The organism is Roseobacter sp. HKCC-CH-9208 (genome assembly GCF_037805125.1).
Lineage (GTDB): Bacteria > Pseudomonadota > Alphaproteobacteria > Rhodobacterales > Rhodobacteraceae > M30B80.
This window is the reverse complement of record NZ_JBBLYK010000001.1, coordinates 1,846,969-1,862,788: the sequence shown is the minus strand read 5'-3', so window position 1 is coordinate 1,862,788 and position 15,820 is coordinate 1,846,969. Positions and strand designations below refer to the sequence as shown.

Below are 15,820 nucleotides of genomic sequence, written 5' to 3'. Positions count from 1 at the left end.
AAGATCAGCTGGCCTGCTTAGACGCCTCCAGCCGAGCCTTGCTGCGGGTTTGTGTGGCAATTCGGTAGCCGTAATCTGCGATTAACCTCTGAACTCGACCAGGATAATCAGTCACAATGGCATCTACCCCAAACCCTAACATTCGCTTGATGTCAGCCGGCTCATTCACCGTCCAAACGGCCACTATCAGGCCAAGTTCTTTTGCCTGATCAATAATATCCTGGCTTACATCTTCAAAATAAGGGCACCAAAGCTTGCCGCCCGCGTCTTTTACCAGCTGGGGGATTGTTTCTTCACACCCATTAAATTCCGGTGAAACCGTTCGGGACGAATCCTCACCGCAATGCGTCTGCGGCGGATTTAAGTACGTCAAAAATGATGTGGGCAAATCCGGCGCATATGCCTGACAAACCTTCAACAAGTCCCAATCAAAACTATGGAGCACCGTTCTCTTTGACAGATCAGTCCTCCGAACAACCTTGACGACTTCCGCGACTAAGCGCTCACGGTATCTGGGAGCAGAAACAAATTGGGGATCAGACTTAATTTCTAGCATTAAGAAAGTATCTGAATGCTGGGTATGCGAAACTAATGTGAGCAAGTCTTCAAGTTTTGGCACATGGACATCGCCAACCTGCGCTTGGTCAGGAAACCGCTGACCATAAGCCGTAGATCCATCAATCCATCCAATTTCATATTGACGGAGTTCATCCCAAGTCAGCTCTGAGATACGTCGTTCTTCCGTAATAAAATGACCGTCGAGCCCTCGGAATGTTGGCGCATGAAGCCTGTGATTGTGCGTAATCACGGGTACGAAATCCGCAGTCATAACAACATCAAATTCAAGCAACTTTACCCCAGTATTAATGGCAAATTCAAAGCCAATCATAGAATTTTCGGGGAGTACGCCGCGGGCGCCTCGGTGACCAACTATTCGAACTGTATTTTGTGCACCGCGAAATGCTTCCGCCGCATCTAGCTCAATCATCCACCAACCTCTTTAGCGAAACTGGATCAAACAAATGAATATTGTCTGCAGCCACACTAAACCGCATGGGCGCTTGCACGCCTTCGAGATTGTGCACCCCATTTAAGCTTGCAGTTACCTGCTGGTCATCAGATGCCTGTAAGCGGCCATGCAAAAGCGTATTCGCGCCCAGGGGCTCTGACATGCGCATCTCAATGCTTATTGATCCCTCATTATCAGGCACAAGATGTTCTGGTCGAATGCCAAGTTTAACGGGGCCATCTGGGAGCCTGGCAGTTCCAATTTTGACAACGTCAACGCAAACCACTTTATCTTTTATGTGGGCGTCAAACACATTCATTGCAGGACTGCCAATGAATTGGGCTGCGAACAAGGTTTGTGGCCTCTCGTATACTTCTAGAGGCGTTCCGATTTGCTCCGCAACACCATCGTTCATGACAATCATCCGATCTGCCATGGTCATGGCTTCAACCTGGTCATGCGTAACGTATAGAGACGTAACTCCGAGAGTTTGTTGCAGCTCGCGTATCTCTAAGCGCATCTGGACGCGCAATTTGGCATCCAAATTTGACAGTGGCTCATCAAAAAGGAAGACAGATGGCTCCCTGACAATTGCGCGCCCCATCGCGACGCGCTGACGCTGACCGCCGGACAATTGTCGTGGCCTACGATCCAGCAAATCAGTCAATTGCAGCAACTTTGCAGCATCTTCGACTTTTGAGTGAATGAGTGCCTTAGGAAGCCCCGCAATTTTGAGGCCGTATCCCATGTTCTCGCGTACCGACATGTGCGGGTAAAGCGCATAGTTTTGAAAAACCATTGCAATATCCCGTTCCATCGGTTCCTTCTCATTCACACGATGATCGGCAATAAAAATATCGCCTGCAGTTACAGTCTCCAAACCGGCAACCATTCGAAGGAGAGTGGACTTTCCGCAGCCTGATGGCCCAACGATAACGATGAATTCTCCGTCCACAATATCTACGCTTATACCGTGTATGACATCGACCGGACCGAAGCTCTTTTTTATATTTTTAAGACTTACCGTCGCCATCCTATTTCTCACTATCAACCAGGCCTCGTACAAACAGCCGTTGCATCGAAACCACTACAAATATGGGCGGAACCATTGCTAGGATCGATGTCGCCATAATTACAGGCCACTCAGCAACATCGTCACCAGAAGGGAACATTTGATTTAGCCCCATCACAATCGTGTTCATGCTTGGATCCGTGGTGATCAAAAGCGGCCACAAATACTGGTTCCATCCATAGATGAACAAGATGACAAAGAGGGCCGCAATATTAGTTCGGCTCATAGGCACAACTATATCGATGAAAAATCGCATAGGCTTTGCGCCGTCGACGCGAGCCGCTTCAGCTAATTCATCTGGTATCGTCAAGAAAAACTGACGGAATAAGAATGTCGCCGTCGCAGAGGCTATGAGAGGGAAAATCAGCCCCGCGTAACTGTTGAGCATTCCAAACCCGGCAACCACCTCAAATGTCGGCACAATACGCACCTCAACTGGCAACATGAGAGTGATGAAGATCATCCAAAAGAAAGTTGTGCGCCCAGGAAAGCGAAAATATACAATTGCAAAAGCTGACAACAATGAAATCACAATTTTCCCAACAGCGATGCCAAGCGCCATCACAAGGCTGTTAAACAGCATCTGCAGAACTGGCACGTTGACGCCTGAAAAGAGAGCCGCCTTATAATTTTCCCAAAAGTGCTCTCCGGGGAGCAGCGGCATTGGCGGTCGAACAATTTCCGGCTGCGTGACCGTAGAGGCGACAAATGCGAGCCATATTGGGAAAAAAACTAACAAAACGCCGCAAATCATAAAGAGATGGCTCAGCCACAATCCCGCACCACGACGCTCCACCATTCCATGAGACTGAGCCATCAATAATGCACCTTTTTCTCGACATATTTAAATTGAATGACTGTCAATAATCCGACCACAAACAGCAAAATCACTGACTGGGCGGAAGAAGATCCCAAGTCTTGTCCGACAAATCCATCAGAGAACACTTTGTACACGAGGATAGTTGTCGCCTGTTGTGGTCCACCGGATGTAATCGTGTGGATTACTCCAAAAGTTTCAAAAAACGCATAGACTACATTAACCACCAATAAGAAAAACGCTGTTGGAGTGATCAATGGTAGAACGATGCCGAAAAACCTGCGCCAAAAATGAGCGCCATCAATAGCAGCCGCCTCAATAACCGATCTCGGCACTGACTGCAGGGCGGCAAAGAAAAATAGGAAATTATAACTGATGCGCCCCCATGCCGAAGCAACGACAACTAAGCCCATTGCCTCGCCATCGTTCAGCACATGGTTCCAATCGTAGCCAAGGTGACCTAGATACCACGAGACTACCCCAACACGGGTATTAAACATAAACATCCACAAAACTCCTGCTACTGCAGGAGCCACGGCATACGGCCAAATGAGAAGCGTTCGGTATAGTCCTGAACCCTTGATTAAGCGATCGGCGACTACGGCTAGAAACAGCGCGGGCACCATAGAACATAGAGTTACCAGCACGGAAAATATGGCCGTTGTCAAAAAAGATGCGCGGTAGTACCGATCCAACAATAGAAACTCAAAATTTCCAAGCCCGACAAATTCTGCGGACAGACCAAAGGGATCTGGAATGAAGAGTGACTGCCAAATGGCTTGCGCAGCGGGATAGAAAAAGAAAACAGCCGACACCAGTACTTGTGGCGCTATCAAAAGCAAGGGCAGAACCCAGCCACGAAAAGTTACACGCTTTTCCATTGTGAGACCCCGATGAGGTGCGGGCCGTAATAGCCCGCACCTAAACCATGGTGATTAGCGGTTCGCCTGCTCGAACCGACGAAGCAAGCCGTTTCCACGCTCAACTGCGCTGTCCATCGCCTCCTGTGGCGACTTATCACCGGACCAAATCGCTTCGAGTTCTTCATCAATAATTCCGCGGATTTGATCAAACGAGCCCAAGCGCAAACCTTTTGAGTTTGCCGTTGGCTCATTAGCTGTCATTTGGATAACAGCCACATCGGTACCTGGGTTTTCGTCATAGAAGCCAGAAGCGCGTGTGGCATCGCCAGCAGCCGCAGTGATGGGCAAGTATCCAGTATTCTGGTGCCAAGCGGCTTGGATATCGGTAGACGACAGGAAGCTTAAGAATTCGCCAACACCGCGATATTCAGCAGCATCATGACCCTCCATGACCCACAAAGACGCACCGCCAATGATTGTGTTTTGAGGTTCAGATGCAATTGCTTCCCAATAAGGAAGTGGCCTCACATCGAAATCAAACTCAGCCTCGGAGCTGATACCCGCGTATCCAGCGGAACTCTCCGTAAACAGAGCACAGTCACCAGAACGGAAGTTCGCGCCACCCTCATTGCGACGACCAGTGTAAATAAACTTACCGTCTTGAGCCCACTCTTGCATAGCAGTCAGGTGTGCGATCTGAGCGGGGCCATTAAATGTCAGTTCCGTATCTAGACCTGCAAAACCATTGTCGCGGGTCGCAAATGGAACATCATGATAAGCCGAGAAATTCTCCAAATGGATCCAGCTCTGCCATGCCGTCACGAGAGGGCAATCCTCTCCTCCTGCCTTCAGAGCGTCAAGGGCTTCCCCAACTTTCTCCCAAGTTGAGAGATCAATATCGGGATCGACGCCAGCTGCCTCGAATGCATCACGGTTGACCCACAAAACAGGTGTCGAGGAGTTAAATGGAAGGGACAACATGTCCCCATCGGTAGAGGTGTAATAACCTTTCACTGCCCCGATATAAGCGTCTGGATCAAACTGCGCACCGCTTTCAGCCATGACCTCATAAACGGGACGCACGGCACCTTCTGCTGCCATCATTGTTGCTGTGCCAACCTCAAAGACCATCAAGACGTGAGGCTGCTCACCTGCGCGGAAAGCCGCGATACCGGCATTCAACGTCTCCGAGTAGTTGCCTTTATGAGTTTGCACTACGACATAATCACTTTGGCTTGCGTTGAATTGTTCAACCTGCTCGGCAACCAGATCTCCCAACCGACCAGTAAACGCATGCCAGAAATGGACTTCCGTCTGAGCATATGCCGCGACTGGTGATAATGCTGCGGCAATCGCTGCACCGCTCACGAGATACTTTTTCATATTTCCCTCCCTTGTGCGCTCATTGGCGCAAAAAATCACACGGGTACCCACCCGAAAAGATCCTCAGATTTACAAGCGTATCTTCAAATATTTATAATGCAAGTAATTATTCTTGTGGATTTTCATAACATTTCATTATAATTATGGCACTAGGGGGTTAACCACATGACATCACGCAACATTCCAAAAATTCGTCAGCTTGAAGCGCTTATGTCAGTTATAGCAAGCGGCTCAATGACTGCAGCGGCATCAAATCTAGGCATAAGCCAACCCGCAATTAGTCGGCTGCTTTCAGACCTAGCAAAAGATTTTGATTTTCAGCTTTTTGAAAAACGCGATGGCCAACTTCGCCCAAGCCAAGAAATTCAAGTTTTAGAACCTGATATCCGTAGAGTGCTCGAACTGATGCGTCACATTGCCGACGTGAGCGCTGACATCACACGTCACAAAGCAGGGCATCTCAGAATTGCTTGCCTGCCAGGATTTGCAACCAGCCACCTGCCAATAGTCGTCGCCAACTTCTTGAAAGACCGCCCCGGTGTGACAATGACCATTGAACCAGATCGTCCAGAAAGAATTTTAGAGTGGATGGTGAATGAGCAATACGACCTCGGCATCACAGGTGAATTTTTTGGACACCCCGCGGTCGAACAAATCGCGCTGAACCTACGTACAGTATGTATCTTTCCTAGTGGGCATCGGCTTGAAAATTTGGAGGAGATTTCGCCATCAGATTTAGCGGACGAGCCCATGATACATACGCGCAAGGACAGTATCTTTTTCAGTCAACTTTCCAATCGCTTCCAAATGGCGAATTGTGCCATCAATTCGCATGTTGAAGTTCGCCAATTCACTGCGGCCTGCGAGCTAATTTGTAATGGGATTGGCGTTTCGGTCGTCAGCGAGCTTGACGCAGTCCAATATGCTCAAAAAGGACTTAGCTTTAGGCCATTTAGGCCATCGCTCCCACATAGAATTTCATTGGTCAGACCCGTCCATAAAGCGCCATCCATGCTCACCATAGACTTTATGGACCACTTTCAAAAAAGTGTTGAAGTGTTCCGCTGTTAATTTGCGCTCTGCGCATGATCAACTCTCAGATTGGTGACAGAGGTTGATATTTTTCGCAGTCCTTTCCCCCGAGTTTCATTCGCAAAAAAAGAGCCAAAGGACCCTACTTTGGCGCACAAATATCTTTGTATTCGTCCGGCTGGCGGTGAAGTGAAAAATTGAAAACGTTCTCGCGCAGTTCTTTACAACGATCCAAATTGATCTTGGCAATTACCAGTTCGTCACCGACGCCCTGTGCTTTGGCCACAATTTCTCCAGTTGGCGCGATGATGCAGCTACCACCGATCAAATCGCAGTTTTCTTCTAATCCTGCTTTTGCAGTCCCGATAATCCAGCAACCATTTGCATATGCACTCGCCTGCATGCACAAATGATTATGAAAATCTTGTAAGTGATCGTGCTCTGGAGCAAGAGGATAATGTCGCGGCGTATTGTAGCCGAGCATGACTAACTCTGCTCCTCGCAAGCCCATGACCCTGAACGTCTCGGGCCAACGCCGGTCATTGCATATACACATGCCAACCTTACCGCCAAACGCATCAAAAACCGGAAATCCTAAGTCTCCTTTCTCAAAGTAACACTTTTCGAGATGTTGAAATGGTCGCCATGGTTCATGTTCAAAATGGCCAGGCAAATGGATTTTACGGTATTTTCCGACAATCTTCCCAGAACCGTCAACAATTATTGATGTGTTGAAACGTTGCTTCTTCCCATTTTGCACAACCAACTCGGCGTAGCCGAGGTAAAAACCAACATTAAGTTTTGCGGCTGCGTCAAATAAAGGCTGCACATCAGCATTCGGCATCTGAGTTTCAAACCATGCATCCAACTCAGCATCATCCTCAGTGTACCATCTCGGAAAAAATGTGGTCAGCGCCAATTCTGGAAACACTACTAATTCAACGCCGCGCGCTTTTGCTTCATGTAGCAATGAAACCATTCGAGACACAGCCGAACTGCGCGGTTCATCCTTAGCTATTGGCCCTAATTGGGCCGCTGCAGCCATATATTCACGCTTCATTTTTTTCACTCTCATTAAGAGACCAATTCGGCCTGGCCTAATACAACCCCCAGCAACACATCGACACCGGGAGCAATATGCTCCGGAGCTGTAAATTCATTGATGTTGTGGCTTAATCCGTCTTTCGAAGGCACAAAGACCATAGCGGTGGGGCAATTTGGCGCGAACATCTGTGCATCATGACCTGCACCAGAGGGCATTAGGCGCACTGAATAACCCAAAGACTTCGCATGAGATTCAATCTCACCGACAAGACCTAAATCAAATTCAACAGGTGCAAACCTAGCAAGACTACGACGTTGAACTTTACACCCTTGTGCCACAGCGAAATCTTCAGCCGCTCGATTAAGGCGCTCTTCAGCTTTTTTGAGCGTCTCATCACAGGTGTTGCGCAAATCAACGGTCAACACTGCACGCTCAGGCACGACGTTTACCAGACCAGGTGAAACGTCAAACATGCCAACGGTGGCCACTTGAGGCGGCCCAAAATCATTCGCAATGGCGCGCGCTTCAACGGCAATTTGTGCAGCAACCAGCCCCGCATCATGTCGCATCACCATCGGCGTAGTACCCGCGTGGCAGGACTGCCCTTCAATGACATATTCAGCCCAAGAAATGCCTTGCACGCCGGTCACCGCGCCAATGGCCAAACTTTCGGCTTCAAGGACTGGCCCTTGTTCAATATGCAGTTCCAGGAAGCAGTGGGGACGTAGAGCAAGCACTGAGGCTTTGCCTGCGTAACCAATACGTAGAAGCTCTTCCCCTACCGTTTTGCCATCAATTCCCTGAACTGACAGCATTTCATCCAAATCCAGCGCGCCCTGTGCAACGCCCGAACCCATCATGTCGGGGGCAAACCGCGCACCCTCTTCATTTGTAAAAAAAGCAATTCCCACTGGCAGACGGGTCACTGCCCCCGCGTCATTCAAGGCCTGAATAATTTCAAGCCCAGCCAAAACGCCTAAAGCTCCATCATACAAACCTCCAGTGGCGACAGTGTCTATATGAGACCCAATGATCACGGGCGCTGCATCGTCAGAGCCTGCGCGCACTCCCCAGGTATTGCCAATTACATCAGTGGTAATTTGAAGGCCTGCCTCTTCCATCCACTGGATGACAAGGTCACGCCCTGCCCTGTCCTCATCGCTTAGAGCGAGACGCTTCACACCACCGCCGTGCAGTGCACCAATTTTGCCCAAGGCGAAGACACGGCCCATCAAGCGGTCTAAGTTGATCTGAACATTCATCTGATTTTCCGAACTTCATCAGCACTGCGCCCTATCAATTTTACGTATAGATCAGGATCCGTGTCACTTTCGGTGCCAAATATGAGAACTCTAGAATTAGCATCCAAACTCAATTTGCTGCGCGCTTGGGAATGATCCGCTGCGGCCATCAGTGCAGCCAAGCCTGCCACGGCCGACTCTCCAGCAACGATTGGTAAGTCTTCTGCGGTCGGATTAGCCAAAACCCGCATCATCATTACTGCGTCATCATCCGTAACTGACATTACGGCATCGGCAGTCTGGCGCAGGATATCCCAAGCGATCACACTAATTTCGCCACAGGCTAGGCCCGCCATTAAAGTGTCTAAATCACCATGCACTGGAGTAGGAGTTCCGTGTCTTATGGATTCAAGCCAACAAGCAGATTGATCAGGATCCGCCAACACAATCACTGGCCGATCATTGCCATATCTGCGCTTGGTGTAGGCAGCCACTGCCGCCGCCATACCGCCAACGCCAGTTTGTAAAAAAATATGTGTAGGCGCAGCCTCCAATTGGTCACAGGCTTCAGCGGCCATTAGTTCGTAACCCTGCATCACGTCCTTTGGTATATCTGTGTAGCCTGGGTACGAGGTATCAGAGACAACGAACCATCCCTCTCGGGTTGCTGACTCTTGTGCCTCACGCACGCTGTCATCGTAATTACCTTTGGTGCGGATTACAGTGGCCCCATAGGCCTCGATAGCGTGCTTGCGACCTTCGCTGACTGTCGAGTGAATTAAGATTACACATTTGCAGCCAAATGTCTGCGCACCCCAGGCGACAGAACGACCGTGGTTGCCATCTGTCGCGCAACACACAGTCACCTGAGATATCAAATCACTATATGTACCGTCTAAGAGCGCACTAATTTTGGGCATTTCAATGCCTTTGATCCTTGCGATTTCACGACGCAACAACTGTGAAACGGCATAAGCTCCACCTAGCGCCTTAAAACTTCCGAGACCAAAACGCGGGCCCTCATCCTTGTAATGTATGCTCTCAACACGTGCTTTGGCAGCGAGTGACTTTAGCTGGATTAGAGGGGTCGGCACATATCCAGGCCAGGCAGAAATAGTGGACTTGGCAATAGCAAATGCGTCATCGTTTAACACGGCCGATTGTTCTGGCCCATATGCGGCCCCCTTGCTTGCCATAGAATTAAGCAAGAGTTCATTGTCTTTCTCTAGGCCTAAAGTGTTGGTGAAGCGCACTGTCAAAGCTCCTCTCAAGGTGGGCTGCGAACGGCCCAGAACGCATCCTGCTCCCACATTAAAGCTTCGCAACGGACACTAAAATATATTTCAAGCTCTTTTAATTTCAGGTTAAGGATGATATAAAAATTTCACAAAAGCAAGAACTATGAAAAATTAATTTCATGTAATTAAGCGGTGATCTGTGTGACAAAAAATAAGAAAAAAGCAGGCGGACCTAGCTCACATAGTGTCATCGTAGATACCCTGCACAGAATTTATCAAGACTTCAGCAAGCAAGAAAAAAGGGTTGCCGATGTCATCCTTGATGCCCCAGGAGAGCTAGGACTTTACTCTGCCTCTGAGTTGGCTGAACGAGCAGATGTGTCCAAGGCCACAATCACACGCTTCGTGAGGCGCGCCCAGTTTTCTAGTTATGAAGAAATGCGGCTCGCCGCGCGTGACGCTCGCAGCTGGGGTTCGCCCTTGTTTCAAACAGGACCGGCCAATAACACTGCAGACAATGAATTTCTGTCAGACTTTTTAGAAGTAGAAACGCGTAATCTGACCCAATCCCTTAACGGCTTGGTGCCGTCTGAAATTGACGAGATGGCCGATGCTCTAGTTGCCTCGCGCAACCTCGTTTTCATGGGATTTCGCAATAGCCATTTTTTAGCCAGCTACGCTCGCAATCAATTTCTACAATTTCGAAGTGGAACACGCATTTCGCCTGGACCAGGCGAAACTATCACTGAGAGTACTGCGGATCTGACGAGTGAAGATGTGGTTTTGGTTATCGGCTTGCGCCGTATCCTCAGCTCGTTAAAAAATGAAATGGAGGCTCTTCATGATCGTGGCGTCCCAATCCTATTACTCACAGATCCCTCCGCGCGTGTCGTGCCAGCATTTGCGCGATGGACCCTTACCTGTCCAGTTGAATCTCCTTACCTGTTTGACAGTTATTCAGGTGTTCAATCAGTATTACGGGTATTGGCATATAAAAGTTTTCAAAAAGCAGGAAAGCGGGGACGCGCTTACATGGAAGCTATTGAGGCGCGACATGCCGAAACTGGTGTGTTCGAATAGCTTAGATGGCGAAATTAACACAACAAACTAATCGCCAATTGGTTGGTGCCGAATGGTGCCATGAAGAGCCCGCAGGGTGTTGCGGATTGACTGTAAATTAGCAGCGGCATCGGGCATCCGTGCCGCGATTGTTCCCATCAAACAATCGATAGTGAAAAGCTGTGCATAGCGCGTCTGTGCAGGCAGCATAAAAAAGGTGTGATCGTTGAAAAATTCGACCGGCAAGACAATTTCGCTCACCTTGGCCAGGGGACTATCAACTTGCGTAATCGCTAACGTCGTTGCGCCGTTCGATCGAGCCAATTCGATAGATTGCACCACTGGCGCGGGGACGCCGGTAGAAGAAATAGCAACGAACAGATCGCCCTTCTTCGCGACGGCTGCAGCCATTCGTTGACGATAGGAATCCAGAATTGATTGGACGGGAAGACCAAGTCGAAACATGCGGTTTTCGAGTTCTTCACACAACACACTTGATGACCCGCCCACGCCAATGCAGTAGGTGATCCGTGATTTGACGACCGCGGCGGCAGCCTTATCCAATACTTTGACGTCAGTTGCCTGCGCTGCACCGCGCAATGCCCCCATTGATGAGTCAAGCATCACCTTAACCAATTCACTGGGGAATGCATCACCGTCCTCCAGGTGCGGTGTGTTTAATACCTGCGTTAGAATTAAATCTTGAGCGAGACGATGCTTTAAAGCTTTAAAGCCTTCTAGGCCAATTCGACGGCACATACGTAAGACAGTTGGTTCGGAAACGGCAGCCCTATCCGCCACTGCTTTTATTGATGCATGTGAGACCCATTCAGTGTTTGCTAAAATGATACGCGCTACCTTGGCTTCGCCGTCGTTCAAATCAGGTACCGAGCTGCGCAAGATATCCATCAAGTTGCCAGAACCACGGCTCGGTAATTTAGATTTGCCTGACGAGGATAGCGGTGGAGTACGTTTCGTCATGTTGCAGTGCTTTCGTCAGTTGCGCGCGTCGGTATTTAGGTGGACCTCGGTCCACAATTCTCATTCATCAAACTTACAATCGCCTCAGAATGGACATAATAAATAAGGCGTTCGCGACAAAATAATCAACTCGGTCAGCAGCGATGATCATTTGACTTTTAGGGCCTGCATCGCCGCGATCTGATTTTATGGGGCAAACTGGCCAAGGTCCTCAACCACTGCCTTCAAACGCCTCACCACCTCCTCTGTTATCTTGTTTCCCTGCTCGACGCTCGCGGCATCAGGCTGGCCCACGACACCACTGCCTCCAGAAATACTGTGCATTGAGCGATAAAGGGTGCCTCCACTCTTATAAAGCATTGAACCGTCGGCCCAGGCGTAACTTTTGACAAAGAACTCCCCTGCCGGCAAATCGATACTTGGCGCAACCGCTCCCGCTGCCATCATCAAGGACGTCTCAAATTCACAAGCATGGCCTGTCCCAAACTGTCCAGTCTCGCTGACTTCAGCGAGCGCATCCCGAGCCAAAGTCCACCATGTCACTAATGCAATTCGACACTCCGGGTGGGCGGCTCCGAAATCCTCTAAGATGACCTGACCGATAGCCTGATTTCCGCCGTGCGAATTGAACAGAAGAATATTCCTAAAGCCAGCGCCACAGACCGAATTTAAAATTGAAATAACATATTCCATCATCACTCGATGGGGCACACTTAACGTTCCGCAAAAATCAAGATGATGCGCCGAGCACCCTACTTTCACTGTTGGGAGAATTAGTTGGCCCCCCGGATCATCCTGATCAAGCCTGGACAAAAAATGAGACCCGATGACTACGTCAGTATCGACAGGCAGATGAGGGCCATGCTGCTCTATGGCCGCCAAGTTCAAAATAACTGGTGTACTGCGCTCAACCTCCTCAATTCGAGCTGATGTCATCTTCTCCCAATACATGGCGCCCTCTACGTGTACAGACACAATTAAATACGTAGCGAAATTACTTAATGACCAAAAAATTGCAAAAGAAATAGTTTTACTATCCAAAAATAAATTTCGTGTTACGGTTGAATCCTAACGATTCTTTTTTGCTAGAGCCGATCACGGAGAACAGAGTGACCGACGCACCGCCCGAAAAAGATTATCCAGGATGGGAGTTTGCGGCCTTATGGAGCGACCGCATTAACCGCGCTGTGGAACTCATATTGGCCATTTTAATGGCGTTGCTCGTTCTGGATGTTTGGCTGGGTGTTATTGATCGCTACTATTTCCGTTGGCAACTCGACTGGCCTGAAGCATTTGCGCGGTACCTAATGATTTGGGCTGCACTTCTTGCGATCTCTGCAGGAATTGCTCGCCGCGATCATATCGGCCTCATGAGTTTCGTTGGACGACTGCCTATTGGTGTCCGTCGCGGATTTCTGATCTTTGCCGACTTAGTCACGCTCGCATTGTTTACCTATCTTTTTGTGACAGGTATCCCATTCGCTGCAGGCGGCTTCGGTAGAGAGGCAATGATCTTCGGGGCGAGTATGGGTCCCTTTTTCACTGCCGTTCCCGCGGCCGCATTCTTGGCCTCAGTTCAAATGTTTCTGACAATGCTGCGCGATCTTGGGTCGCATGTAGACAGGCCCAATCGAGAAGAAAGTTTGACATGATCGTAGCTGTCGTTTTCGTCGGACTTATTTTAATTGGAATGCCAATTGGCTTTGTCATTGGAGCCGCTGGTGTAGTTGGATTGATCTCGCTTGGAGGGACATCATTCCTCGCCATTTCACCATCGCGGATCTTCGCCGGGCTCGATCTTTTCCCGTTTTTAGCCATGCCCTTTTTTATACTTGCCGGCGAGATTATGAATGCGGTGGGAATTACACAGCGCCTCGTTGCCTTTGCGCAAGCTCTAGTTGGGCGGTTCCGGGGGGGATTGGCTCATTCGAATATGCTAGCTTCTGTATTTTTTGCAGGGCTAACTGGTTCGGCAACGGCTGATGCAGCAGCATTCGGGCGGACATTGGTTCCCGCAATGGTTAAAGCCGGTTATCGCCGTGACTATGCCTGTGCGGTTACAGCAGCAGGGTCGATTATCGGACCCACGATCCCACCTTCTGGCTTAATGGTGATTTACGGGTCACTGATGGGCGTTTCGATCGCAGGACTTTTCGCGGCAGGTATCTTGCCTGGCCTGGCGATAGCCGTGGTCTGCATGGGCATTATTGTTATCGGGGGAAAGCGCGAGAACTTGCCCGTCGCAGAACGCGGCGCCACTTTTGCGGAAATTTGGGCAACTTTCAAACATTCGCTAACCGCACTATTTATGCCCATAATTATTCTTGGCGGCATATTGGGCGGCATCGTAACCCCTACCGAAGCCGCATCAATTGCGGTGGCATACGCACTATTTCTCGGCGGGGTCATCTACCGCACATTAGTGTGGCGAGACCTCTACCAAATGCTGATCCGCACTGCTCGGATAACGGGCGTAATTTTTGTGATTATCGCCTTTGCGAACATCTTAGGCTTCTGGCTGACCTTTGAGCGTATTCCGCAGGCTGTCGCACAGGCCGTGCTAACCCTCAGTGAGAACCCCTATGTCATTATAGCAATAATCGTTGCGCTACTCTTAGTGGTCGGCATGATTATGGACATTACTGCAATTCTAATTCTGCTGGCTCCAGTTCTTACGCCGCTGACCGCAAGCATCGGTCTGGAGCCAATTCACGCAGGAATAATCTTTGTCCTCGCCCTAAACATCTCACTAATGACCCCACCGGTTGGCGCATGTCTGTTCGTTTTGTCATCGGTGACGGGCGAAACTGTTGAACGGATTTCTATCAAGCTTTTCCCATTCCTTTTGGCGCAAATCGCAGTCCTATTTGCGTTCGCCTTTATGGAAGACGTCGCGCTAGCCCTGCCTCGTGCTTTCGGGTTTGCAAACTAAACTAAACCAACCTAGGAGGACCTTACGGATGACCAAACTTCGAACAATGACGGCAACACTCGCGCTGTGCGCGGTAGCAGCCACTGCTAATGCCGAACAAACACTTAGATTTGGAACCGACAATAACCCTGATGTTTTTGATAACCCACAACACGCTTGTGCAGGCGTATTCAGCAACATTATGGAGTCTGCCACAAACGGAGAGATTAACGTCGAAATTTTCGGTAATAACCAACTCGGCAACGCATCTGAGCACGTGCAGCAAGTTCGCGACGGCATTATCCATGCGACACTTTCCTCCACGGGCGCCATGGCAAGCTATTACCCGCGGATTGACGTGTTGAACATGCCATTCGCATTTGCCAACAACGCGGCGACATATCATGTGTTTGATGGCGCCTTTGGCCAAGCCTTGGCGGCGGATATCGAAGAAACGCTCGGCGACGTCGTCGTTCTTGGGTTCCCAGATACGGGCGGCTTCTTTGCCATTACCAATTCCAAACAGGAAATCGCGTCACTGGACGACATGGAAGGCGTGCGTATCCGTACGATGACCCTTCCCTCTCACCAGGTCATTATCCAAGCACTCGGTGCTGAAGCTTATCCACTGGCCTGGGGCGAAGTATATTCGGGCCTCCAAACTGGCGTAATTGATGGGCAGATGAACCCCATCCCAATTATTTCGTTCTCGAACTTCAATGAAGTTCAGCAGTACATGACACTGACAAACCACCTGTTCTCGCCATACACGTTCTTAGTGAACCGCGCGATGTATGAGGGCCTCACGCCTGCGCAGCAGGCAACCATGCGCTTGGCTGCGGAAGAGTGTGTGGCCGCCAGCCGCGGGTTGGCACGCATAATCGAGGCATCTGACCGTGGTTTGGCGGGATTGATGCAGACTATGACAGTCACCGCACTAAACGACGAAACTCGGCAGGAGTTTGTCGATGCCGCCCAACCAGCATTTGAACAGCACATCGCAAACAACCTAGACGCCAAGGCAACCGAACTCCTTAACTTGATGAAGTCGGAGCTCGGGGCAGCAAATTCTCAACTTTATATGATGGATTAAGAAATAAGGGCGGCGGCGTTCGCGCCGCCGCCTCCACCGCCATAGATCGGGCATTGAATACAATAATGAATGACGA

General features: G+C 49.7%; 15 protein-coding genes. 5 read left to right on the top strand and 10 right to left on the bottom strand.

Annotated features, from left to right (window positions below):
- Positions 1-4: 4 nt before the first annotated feature.
- Genes AAC621_RS09365 through ugpB form a run of 5 tightly spaced genes read right to left on the bottom strand, consistent with a single transcriptional unit; the run spans position 5 to position 5,144 of the window.
- Entirely contained in the window at positions 5-988 is a 984-nt protein-coding gene (locus AAC621_RS09365; protein WP_340254744.1) for a glycerophosphodiester phosphodiesterase family protein, read from the bottom strand.
- The gene (gene ugpC, locus AAC621_RS09360; protein ID WP_340254741.1) at positions 981-2,042 is read right to left on the bottom strand and encodes a sn-glycerol-3-phosphate ABC transporter ATP-binding protein UgpC; all 1,062 of its coding nucleotides are present in this window, start codon (positions 2,040-2,042) and stop codon (positions 981-983) included. The genes AAC621_RS09365 and ugpC overlap by 8 nt, the downstream gene beginning before the upstream one ends.
- Position 2,043: 1 nt before the next feature.
- Positions 2,044-2,880 carry a sn-glycerol-3-phosphate ABC transporter permease UgpE gene (ugpE, locus tag AAC621_RS09355; RefSeq protein ID WP_340256440.1) on the bottom strand — a complete coding sequence of 279 codons (837 nt, stop codon included), beginning with the start codon at positions 2,878-2,880 and terminating at the stop codon, positions 2,044-2,046.
- A gap of 17 nt (positions 2,881-2,897) precedes the next feature.
- Positions 2,898-3,779, bottom strand: a complete 882-nt coding sequence (gene ugpA, locus AAC621_RS09350; RefSeq protein WP_340254738.1) for a sn-glycerol-3-phosphate ABC transporter permease UgpA — start codon at positions 3,777-3,779, stop codon at positions 2,898-2,900.
- A gap of 54 nt (positions 3,780-3,833) precedes the next feature.
- Positions 3,834-5,144: a sn-glycerol-3-phosphate ABC transporter substrate-binding protein UgpB gene (ugpB, locus tag AAC621_RS09345; RefSeq protein ID WP_340254735.1), complete on the bottom strand. Its 1,311-nt coding sequence runs from the start codon at positions 5,142-5,144 to the stop codon at positions 3,834-3,836.
- A gap of 165 nt (positions 5,145-5,309) precedes the next feature.
- On the opposite strand from ugpB, the gene AAC621_RS09340 reads away from it, so the two are divergent.
- Positions 5,310-6,215 (top strand): LysR substrate-binding domain-containing protein, encoded by a 906-nt coding sequence (locus AAC621_RS09340; RefSeq protein WP_340254732.1) that lies wholly within the window; start codon positions 5,310-5,312, stop codon positions 6,213-6,215.
- A 103-nt stretch (positions 6,216-6,318) separates the two neighbouring features.
- On the opposite strand, the gene AAC621_RS09335 is transcribed toward AAC621_RS09340, so the two are convergent.
- Genes AAC621_RS09335 through AAC621_RS09325 form a run of 3 tightly spaced genes read right to left on the bottom strand, consistent with a single transcriptional unit; the run spans position 6,319 to position 9,715 of the window.
- Positions 6,319-7,236, bottom strand: a complete 918-nt coding sequence (locus AAC621_RS09335; RefSeq protein WP_340254729.1) for an N-carbamoyl-D-amino-acid hydrolase — start codon at positions 7,234-7,236, stop codon at positions 6,319-6,321.
- Positions 7,237-7,250: 14 nt separating this feature from the next.
- The gene (locus AAC621_RS09330) at positions 7,251-8,483 is read right to left on the bottom strand and encodes a Zn-dependent hydrolase (RefSeq protein ID WP_340254726.1); all 1,233 of its coding nucleotides are present in this window, start codon (positions 8,481-8,483) and stop codon (positions 7,251-7,253) included.
- Positions 8,480-9,715 (bottom strand): diaminopropionate ammonia-lyase, encoded by a 1,236-nt coding sequence (locus tag AAC621_RS09325; RefSeq protein ID WP_340256437.1) that lies wholly within the window; start codon positions 9,713-9,715, stop codon positions 8,480-8,482. The genes AAC621_RS09330 and AAC621_RS09325 overlap by 4 nt, the downstream gene beginning before the upstream one ends.
- A gap of 186 nt (positions 9,716-9,901) precedes the next feature.
- Here AAC621_RS09325 and AAC621_RS09320 point away from each other — a divergent pair, with 186 nt between their 5' ends.
- Complete coding sequence (locus AAC621_RS09320; RefSeq protein ID WP_340254723.1) at positions 9,902-10,780, top strand: MurR/RpiR family transcriptional regulator; 879 nt, start codon at positions 9,902-9,904, stop codon at positions 10,778-10,780.
- A gap of 27 nt (positions 10,781-10,807) precedes the next feature.
- Here the strand turns inward: AAC621_RS09320 and AAC621_RS09315 are convergent, their stop codons facing one another.
- The gene (locus AAC621_RS09315; RefSeq protein WP_340254720.1) at positions 10,808-11,740 is read right to left on the bottom strand and encodes a MurR/RpiR family transcriptional regulator; all 933 of its coding nucleotides are present in this window, start codon (positions 11,738-11,740) and stop codon (positions 10,808-10,810) included.
- A 186-nt stretch (positions 11,741-11,926) separates the two neighbouring features.
- Positions 11,927-12,781 (bottom strand): creatininase family protein, encoded by an 855-nt coding sequence (locus tag AAC621_RS09310; RefSeq protein ID WP_340254717.1) that lies wholly within the window; start codon positions 12,779-12,781, stop codon positions 11,927-11,929.
- Between the two features lie 68 nt (positions 12,782-12,849).
- Here AAC621_RS09310 and AAC621_RS09305 point away from each other — a divergent pair, with 68 nt between their 5' ends.
- From AAC621_RS09305 to AAC621_RS09295, 3 genes are read left to right on the top strand one after another with little or no spacing between them, the layout of a single operon-like run.
- Positions 12,850-13,392 carry a TRAP transporter small permease gene (locus tag AAC621_RS09305; protein ID WP_340254713.1) on the top strand — a complete coding sequence of 181 codons (543 nt, stop codon included), beginning with the start codon at positions 12,850-12,852 and terminating at the stop codon, positions 13,390-13,392.
- Positions 13,389-14,672: a TRAP transporter large permease gene (locus AAC621_RS09300; RefSeq protein ID WP_340254710.1), complete on the top strand. Its 1,284-nt coding sequence runs from the start codon at positions 13,389-13,391 to the stop codon at positions 14,670-14,672. The genes AAC621_RS09305 and AAC621_RS09300 overlap by 4 nt, the downstream gene beginning before the upstream one ends.
- Before the next feature lie 28 nt (positions 14,673-14,700).
- The gene (locus AAC621_RS09295) at positions 14,701-15,744 is read left to right on the top strand and encodes a TRAP transporter substrate-binding protein (protein WP_340254707.1); all 1,044 of its coding nucleotides are present in this window, start codon (positions 14,701-14,703) and stop codon (positions 15,742-15,744) included.
- The last annotated feature ends 76 nt before the right edge of the window (positions 15,745-15,820 follow it).

Coding starts and splice junctions, on each gene's coding strand:
- AAC621_RS09330 (WP_340254726.1), bottom strand. CDS start 8,483: ATGAATGTTCAGATCAACTTAGACCGCTTGATGGGCCGTGTCTTCGCC.
- AAC621_RS09300 (WP_340254710.1), top strand. CDS start 13,389: ATGATCGTAGCTGTCGTTTTCGTCGGACTTATTTTAATTGGAATGCCA.
- AAC621_RS09340 (WP_340254732.1), top strand. CDS start 5,310: ATGACATCACGCAACATTCCAAAAATTCGTCAGCTTGAAGCGCTTATG.
- ugpE (WP_340256440.1), bottom strand. CDS start 2,880: ATGGTGGAGCGTCGTGGTGCGGGATTGTGGCTGAGCCATCTCTTTATG.
- AAC621_RS09295 (WP_340254707.1), top strand. CDS start 14,701: ATGACCAAACTTCGAACAATGACGGCAACACTCGCGCTGTGCGCGGTA.
- ugpC (WP_340254741.1), bottom strand. CDS start 2,042: ATGGCGACGGTAAGTCTTAAAAATATAAAAAAGAGCTTCGGTCCGGTC.
- AAC621_RS09335 (WP_340254729.1), bottom strand. CDS start 7,236: ATGAAGCGTGAATATATGGCTGCAGCGGCCCAATTAGGGCCAATAGCT.
- ugpB (WP_340254735.1), bottom strand. CDS start 5,144: ATGAAAAAGTATCTCGTGAGCGGTGCAGCGATTGCCGCAGCATTATCA.
- ugpA (WP_340254738.1), bottom strand. CDS start 3,779: ATGGAAAAGCGTGTAACTTTTCGTGGCTGGGTTCTGCCCTTGCTTTTG.
- AAC621_RS09365 (WP_340254744.1), bottom strand. CDS start 988: ATGATTGAGCTAGATGCGGCGGAAGCATTTCGCGGTGCACAAAATACA.
- AAC621_RS09315 (WP_340254720.1), bottom strand. CDS start 11,740: ATGACGAAACGTACTCCACCGCTATCCTCGTCAGGCAAATCTAAATTA.